Source organism: Microcystis sp. LE18-22.4A (assembly GCF_027531105.1).
GTDB classification, from domain to species: Bacteria; Cyanobacteriota; Cyanobacteriia; order Cyanobacteriales; family Microcystaceae; genus Microcystis; species Microcystis aeruginosa.
On record NZ_JAPZRB010000364.1, the window covers coordinates 1 to 7178 of the forward strand.

General features: G+C 45.5%; 7 protein-coding genes and 1 pseudogene. 6 read left to right on the plus strand and 2 right to left on the minus strand.

Going from position 1 to position 7178, the window contains the following annotated elements; translation table 11 throughout:
* The 6 genes from O9295_RS16390 to O9295_RS16415 all read left to right on the plus strand — a co-directional run.
* Positions 1–1122: RNA-guided endonuclease InsQ/TnpB family protein (locus O9295_RS16390; RefSeq protein ID WP_288033896.1), on the plus strand; the 1122-nt coding region annotated here is incomplete at its 5' end.
* 129 nt (positions 1123–1251) lie between these two features.
* On the plus strand, positions 1252–3120 hold the full coding sequence (locus O9295_RS16395) for a cation:proton antiporter (protein WP_288033899.1): 1869 nt from the start codon (positions 1252–1254) through the stop codon (positions 3118–3120).
* A 110-nt stretch (positions 3121–3230) separates the two neighbouring features.
* Entirely contained in the window at positions 3231–3485 is a 255-nt protein-coding gene (locus O9295_RS16400; protein WP_002761850.1) for a hypothetical protein, read from the plus strand.
* Positions 3478–3780: a DUF3181 family protein gene (locus O9295_RS16405; protein ID WP_002761852.1), complete on the plus strand. Its 303-nt coding sequence runs from the start codon at positions 3478–3480 to the stop codon at positions 3778–3780. Before O9295_RS16400 ends, O9295_RS16405 begins: the two co-directional genes overlap by 8 nt.
* Positions 3781–4017: 237 nt before the next feature.
* Positions 4018–5103, plus strand: a complete 1086-nt coding sequence (gene ald, locus O9295_RS16410) for an alanine dehydrogenase (RefSeq protein ID WP_149978260.1) — start codon at positions 4018–4020, stop codon at positions 5101–5103.
* Between the two features lie 40 nt (positions 5104–5143).
* A complete protein-coding gene (locus tag O9295_RS16415) occupies positions 5144–5923 on the plus strand; it encodes an HNH endonuclease (RefSeq protein ID WP_288033902.1) in 780 nt (259 codons plus the stop codon).
* A gap of 5 nt (positions 5924–5928) precedes the next feature.
* On the opposite strand, the pseudogene O9295_RS27905 reads toward O9295_RS16415, so the two are convergent.
* Positions 5929–6030: pseudogene (locus tag O9295_RS27905) on the minus strand (bluetail domain-containing putative surface protein); the annotation flags it as partial.
* A 20-nt stretch (positions 6031–6050) separates the two neighbouring features.
* A complete protein-coding gene (locus tag O9295_RS16420) occupies positions 6051–7025 on the minus strand; it encodes a DUF4351 domain-containing protein (protein ID WP_288033904.1) in 975 nt (324 codons plus the stop codon).
* Positions 7026–7178: the final 153 nt, after the last annotated feature.

A 7178-nucleotide genomic window follows, 5' to 3' on the forward strand; every position in this document is an offset into this window, starting at 1 on the left:
AATTACGCGCTCTCAGAACGGAAGGATTGGTTGAACTCTCGAAAGTGTCTTGCGGATCGCTGTTCGCTAGTTTCCGAGTATATAATTTCCGCAGATGAACCCTATCCGAATTACTTCGTTCAAGCCAAAAATCTAACGGAAGCTAAAAAAGTTTACCCGATATTAAAGACGGTTAACGCTCAAGTTTTACAGCAAGTCTTAAAAACTGTAGATAAAGCTTTTGACCATATAAAATCGAAAGGCTTCGGCTTTCCTAGATTCAAGAAAAAGATGCGGAGTTTTATTTTTCCTGCGCTCTCAAAAAGCTTTCTAGGTGACGAATACTTAAATGTTCCACAATTGGGAAAAATTCGGATTAGGAAATCTAGGGAGTACCCGTCTGGGTTTGAGCCTAAACAAGCTCGAATTATCCAAAAAGCGTCGGGATTTTACGTTTCGGTTTCCTTCCAATCCCAAGAATCCGTCCCCGATATAACGACTGGGAAAACCTGTTTAGGAATCGACGCGGGGATTGAGAGTTTTGTCGCTACTTCACGGGGAGATTTAATCAAAGCCCCTCGATTTTTGTTGAAAGTACAGAGTAAGCTTAAATTGCTACAAAGACGCTTGAAACATCAAGTCAAAGGCTCGAACAATTGGTTAAAACTCCAAGATAAGATAGCAAGATTACACGAGAAAGTGTCTAATACTCGTAGAGATTGGCATTTTAAGTTAGCTCATTACCTTTGCGATCTCGCTGATAATATCTTTGTTGAAGATATTAACTTCGTTTCCTGGTCTAGAGGGATCGTTAGAAAACAATCTCTAGATTCGGGTGTCGGTAGTTTTATTAACGAGATACTACCGTTTGTCGCTTGGAAACGGGGGAAATATTATCTTAAGGTCGATAAAAACGGAACTTCCCAGGAGTGTCCGAATTGTGGCGCGATTACTGGCAAAAAGTCGTTATCAGAAAGAGTTCACCGGTGTGATTCTTGCGGCCACATTGAACCGAGAGACACGGCATCAGCGAAGGTAATCGAGAACCGAGGAAAAAACGCGGTCGGACTGACCGTGTTAGAAAACGCTCGCGGAGGCGATTTGACGGGGATCGACTGGGTTAAACCAGGTCGATCTAGTTAAAAACCTATGAACCGAGAATCTCCCGCTACACCGCGCGAGCGGTTAGCGGGGGAGAGTCAAAATTAGAATGATTAAACCCCAACCATAACCCCGCCTCGATAACCGATAGCCGATAACCGATCGCTAAACATGGATCCATCTTTCGCCCTTACTCTGCAAATTGTCATCACTGTGGTGGCGGGGATTACAGCCCAAGTCATCGCCGAATACCTGAAAGTTCCCAGTATTGTTTTCCTGCTCATTTTTGGGATTGCTTTAGGGTCCGATGGTTGGGAAATTTTACACCCCCAAAGTCTGGGAATTGGCTTAGAAGTCCTTGTTGCTCTCTCTGTGGCGATTATCCTATTTGAAGGCGGTTTAAGCCTAAGCGGACGGGAATTAGGGCGAGTTTCTGGCAGTTTACGCAATCTTGTCACCCTCGGTACTTCCATCACTCTCATCGGTGGCGGTATGGCGGCCCACTGGTTGGGGGAATTTCCCTGGCCGATCGCTTTTCTTTACGCTTCTTTAGTGGTGGTAACCGGTCCGACAGTGATCGGGCCTTTGCTGAAGCAAGTAGCCGTAGATCGACGGGTGGCGACGCTTTTGGAAGGGGAAGGGGTATTAATCGACCCGGTGGGCGCAATTTTAGCCGTAGTGGTGCTAAATACGATTATTGATAGTCATTCCCGCCCGATGGAAATTATCACCGGTTTAACCCTGCGTTTAGGCATCGGGGCGGCGATCGGCATTGCTGGAGGGGGATTGTTAAGTTTTATTATAAAAACTTGCAATTTTTTGACTTTTGAGTTAAAGAATCTCGTGGTTTTAGCGGGAGTCTGGGGGTTATTTGGTTTATCGCAATTTAGTCGCAGTGAATCGGGGTTAATGGCGGTGGTAATGGCGGGAATTGTCCTAAAAGCGGCGGCAGTTCCCGATGAGCGGTTATTAAGACGTTTTAAGGGTCAATTAACGACTCTTTGCGTGTCGGTACTGTTTATTTTACTAGCGGCGGATCTTTCGATCGCCAGTGTGATCGCTTTGGGTTGGGGCAGCGTCCTGACCGTGTTAGTCTTGATGCTGGTGGTACGTCCCCTGAGTGTGGCTCTGTGTACCCTAAAAAGTGACCTAAATTGGCGACATAAGCTATTTATCGCTTGGGTTGCCCCTAGGGGAATCGTTTCTGCCTCCGTAGCTTCTTTATTTGCCATTTTACTCACCCGTGCCGGTATTAATGGCGGTGAAGCGATCAAAGCTTTAGTCTTTTTAACAATTTTAATGACCGTTTTTATTCAGGGATTAACGGCGCGGTGGGTGGCAAAAGGGCTAAAAATCACTTCTTCTGCGGCAACAGGAGCAGTAATCGTCGGTTGTAATCCCCTAGGTCGCTTAATCGGTTGTTTATTCCAAGAACAAGGGGAAAACGTGGTTTTAATCGATACGGATGCCAGGGCCTGTGAACAAGCAGAAGAAGACGGTTTGACGGTGCTGCAGAGTAGCGCACTTGATACAAAAATACTGCAAGAAGCCGGCATCGAATCCATGGGGACTTTTCTGGTTTTGACTAATAATAGCGAGGTTAATCTGGTTTTAGCTCAAAGAGCCGGGGAGGAGTTTCATCCTCCCCGGTTGTTGGCTGCCTTTGCGGGAACCCCCAACCCGGATAAAAATAAGGTTAATCAGGTTTTTCTCCCTAGTTTTTCGGTCAAGGAATGGAATCAGTATTTAGACGATAATCAGATTAAATTGGGTAAAACTATCTTTAAAGGCAATGATTTGAGCGAACAACAGACCAGATTAACTAAATTAATTGAAAATGGCGAACTGCTGCCCCTACTATTGCGTCGCGATAATTCCCTACAGGTAGTAACAGAAAGGGAAGAATGGCGCACCGGAGACGAATTAATCTATATTCTGCGCGATTTACGCCCACAACTGCTTAAACGTCTTTCTGGCACCGTCAGAACCCGTTTATCTTTAGAAATCTTACCCGAAGTGGAAATTGTCGCCAGTAGATAAGTAATAGGACAAAAATTAACTTCTTGGTGAGGATAGGCACTCTGGCAACTTAACTTAGCTAAAAAAAACGGTACACTGATAACTGAATAATTGATAACTAATAACTGCTTATGCCTCCTCGTTGGCCCCGTCAACCCGATCGCAAAAACGATCCCGCTTTCCGACGTTTAGATGATCGCATGAATTTCGCCGTTCATGTGGCGGGTTTTTTAGCGATTAATTCAGGGTTGTGGTTTTTTCATATCATTAAATTTTCCGATTGGACTTGGTTAAATCTGTTCACGGGAATTTGGGCTATCCTATTGGTGGGACATTTGATTTATATAGCGGCGATCGCTAACTACTCGGTAACATCCCATGGCTAATACAACTCAGGACATCGAAAATCTGGCGGCCCAAATCGGCGACAATATCTACATTGACGTGGCTAAATGGCATCTCTATCTCCGGGAAGCACATTTACACAGCGTCGTTGCCGAAAAAGTCTTCCCTTTGCTCGAAAACGACAGCTTAAGCGAGAATGCAGTCATGTCTATCCTGCGGGAGATAAAAGTCACCCTCGGAGGTGGTCATCTGCAAGTTTCCCTGGCAGATTTGTTACCCAGCAAATGTCAGATAGATTTAATCGATTTGCTGGAAGAATACCAAAAAAGTCGCTAAAATTCCCCAATAGTATGCCTGATAACTCGCAACTATAGGGTTGGCTGAATAAATCTAAAAACATTGTTCGATAAGTACTGGCCCTTGGAGTGATCTGGGGGAAAATTCAGGCACTTTTCCCCTGAAAATGGCTAAAACCCCACACCCCACACCCCACACCCCACACCCCACACCCCACACCCACCGAAAAACTTTTTCAGCATACCCTAGTTAGAAATAGTCCCCCAGAAGCAAACCATGGAAATAGGTGTTCCCAAAGAGATTAAAGATCAAGAGTTTCGCGTCGGTTTAAGTCCCAGTAGTGTGCGTGTACTCAATGATCGCGGTCACAGGGTATTTGTGGAAACGGCCGCCGGATTGGGTGCTGGATTCAGCGATGAAGATTACCAAAAATCCGGGGCCAAAATTGTGGAAAAAGCGGCACAAGTTTGGGATAAACCGCTAATTGTCAAGGTAAAAGAGCCGCTTAAGGCAGAATACGGCTTTTTAAATAAAGAAGCTCTTCTATTCACCTATTTACACCTAGCGGCCGAGCGCTATTTAACGGAAGCATTAATCGAGTCGGGAACAACTGCGATCGCTTATGAAACGGTCGAGCTTGCCGATGGTCGTTTGCCTCTCTTGACTCCCATGAGTGTTATTGCCGGTCGTCTTTCGGTACAATTTGGGGCCCGCTATCTGGAAAAACAACAGGGAGGTAGGGGAGTTTTACTGGGGGGTTTCCCCGGGGTGAGTCCTGGACAAGTGGTTATCCTTGGCGGTGGTGTGGTGGGTACGGAAGCGGCCAGAATTGCCATCGGTATGGGAGCAAAAGTAACTATTTTAGATATTAACGTCGAGCGCTTGGCCTATTTAGAGACTTTATTCGGTTCCAGGGTAGAATTGCTTTATAGTAGCCCGGCACAATTAGAAAATGTGGTTCCTAAGGCCGATTTATTGATTGGGGCAGTGCTAGTCTTAGGAAAACGAGCGCCAACTCTAGTTTCTCGCTCTTTAGTCGCCAAAATGAACCCTGGTTCTGTAATTGTCGATGTGGCAGTGGATCAAGGCGGCTGCGTGGAAACTCTGCGGGCCACTTCCCACAGTCAACCGACTTACCTGGAGTCGGGAGTAGTACATTATGGAGTGCCTAATATGCCAGGAGCAGTCCCCTGGACGGCAACCCAAGCTTTAAATAATAGTACCCTTCCCTACGTTATTAAATTAGCCGACCATGGAGTAAAAGCTTTGGATCAAGATGTTTCCCTCGCTAAGGGGTTAAATGTCGCCAATCATCGGTTAATTCATCCAGCAGTGCGCGAAGTTTTTCCCGATTTGATTTGAGCAGTAATTTCAGGGCTGATCGTGGTATTTTCCAAGGGCTATGACTAAGAATTTATGGACAAGGGATGAGCTGCTGATCGCTCTCAATTTATACTATAAATTTCCCTATGGACAATTCCACACCAATAATCCTGTTATTATCGAAGTCGCTGAAAAGTTACAGCGAACACCATCGGCCCTGGTGATGAAATTATGTAATTTTGGTTCTCTCGATCCCAGGCATCAATTGCGAGGAGTACAGGGGTTAAAAGGTATCAGTAAAGCTGATCGACAAATCTGGCAAGAGTTCGAGGATAACTGGACAGAATTAGCCCTAGAAAGTGAGGAAAAATTACAGGTTCTTTTAGGAGTTATCAACGAACAGCAAGAGGATTTTACCAGACTTGATTTTTCGGAAAAGATTAAAACAGAAAACGAGGCAATCAGAAAAGTTAGAATCGGACAAAACTTTTTTAGAAAGACAATTTTAGCCCTATATAACTATCGTTGCTGTATTACAGGAAATCCCATTCCTCTGTTACTAACAGCTAGTCATATATTACCCTGGAGTCAATTTCCTGAACAGCGTTTAAACCCTCATAATGGCTTGTGCCTAGCTCGTACTCATGATACTGCTTTCGATCGAGGTTTAATTAGTTTCGATGAGGATTTAAGATTAATTATTGGCCATGAGATCGAAAAAAAGGCTCAGGATCAAGGTAGCGAGACGTTAGCACTAAATTTTATCAACTATCGCGGTAAAACTTTAAATGTTCCCGATCGCTTTTTACCAGATTTAGATTTTTTAAACTATCATCGCTATCATATATTTCAGGGCTAAAAGTACGATATTGCCGCACCAGCTTGACTAAGCAGGTCAATTTTATCAGTACCAATAGCAAAATCCGTAACTCGGTCTAGGGCTGCGGCAGTGGACTGACTAAACTGGTCGCTTAACAAACCTGAATTTAAAGGGAATCCAAACAGTTATCCAAATCCGCCAAGGATTGAAAATCCAAGAGAGCCTCCCCCAACTGTTCTAATTGCGACGCCGTCAGCCCACGAATCTGGGCCACCACATCCGGACTCAGGGTACCAAATCGTTTTGACAACTGTCGCACAATCAGCAGAGATTCTCCTTCGAGAAGCCCCTCCTGACGACCCTCCTGGCGACCTTCTTGACGACCTTCTTGACGGGCAATACGTTCTACCGATAAGACATAGGGCATGGCTTTATTTTTCTCCAAATTTTGAATGGACGTCCACAGTTGTTTCTCCAAGTCTTGGGGCAACTTCATTAACCAGTCGATAATGCCAAACAAATCAAGAATCCGTTGCTTATCCCAATCCCTCTCATATAGTAATCGAGCCAACTGCCACTTGGCGTCATAGCGCCCTGACGGATTATTGCGGGTTTGTTGGGTTAATAAATGGGCCGCAGTCACCAGGGCAAAAGGGTTGGGATTGTCTAGCAAAGCATTGAGACAGTTGGCGTAGTCAAGAATTTTTACTGTCGCAAATTCAATGCTTGTCCGACTACCAAGCAAGTCGTAGCTGAATCCCTGGGGTCGCCAGCTTGGATTTGTATCTGCTAACACGGCTAAGGTGGCAACCGGGCGACGGTAACGGTCATAAAGCCGATAGTTGTAAATAAACAACCGTTCAGCAAAGGTTCTATTCCGTCGCCCCTGAACCTCCACATGAATATAAACCCATTCCTGCTTGGCCGTGGTCAGGGTCACTTCTACCAAACAGTCCACCCGTCGCCGCCCTAATTCCGCATCTGCCACAATTTGGGCCAGTTCTTGCTCCAGAAACCTATGGGGGAATGTCCAATCAATGGACTCATAAGCCGCCGGAAAGTAAAACGCCAGAAATTCCTGGAAATACCGCACCAGAGCCGTTTTCCAAGGACTATCGTAGTCGTCAGGTGCATTGGTCATCGGAAATTTTGGGTCTGAAACCCCGCCGTTCTAGGTTGGCTTTACGTTAGAATTAAAAGGCCAGTCTCGAAAACCAAGTGGACGGCGCAGCACCTTGAAAACTCGGCTTAGGGGGTTCCGACCAGAAAAGCTTGGCCGGGTAAAAAGTCGCGC

Bases quoted from the DNA above. Each gene is read 5' to 3' on its own strand.
- O9295_RS16400 (WP_002761850.1), top strand. From the start codon at position 3,231: ATGCCTCCTCGTTGGCCCCGTCAACCCGATCGCAAAAACGATCCCGCT.
- O9295_RS16405 (WP_002761852.1), top strand. From the start codon at position 3,478: ATGGCTAATACAACTCAGGACATCGAAAATCTGGCGGCCCAAATCGGC.
- O9295_RS16420 (WP_288033904.1), bottom strand. From the start codon at position 7,025: ATGACCAATGCACCTGACGACTACGATAGTCCTTGGAAAACGGCTCTG.
- ald (WP_149978260.1), top strand. From the start codon at position 4,018: ATGGAAATAGGTGTTCCCAAAGAGATTAAAGATCAAGAGTTTCGCGTC.
- O9295_RS16395 (WP_288033899.1), top strand. From the start codon at position 1,252: ATGGATCCATCTTTCGCCCTTACTCTGCAAATTGTCATCACTGTGGTG.
- O9295_RS16415 (WP_288033902.1), top strand. From the start codon at position 5,144: ATGACTAAGAATTTATGGACAAGGGATGAGCTGCTGATCGCTCTCAAT.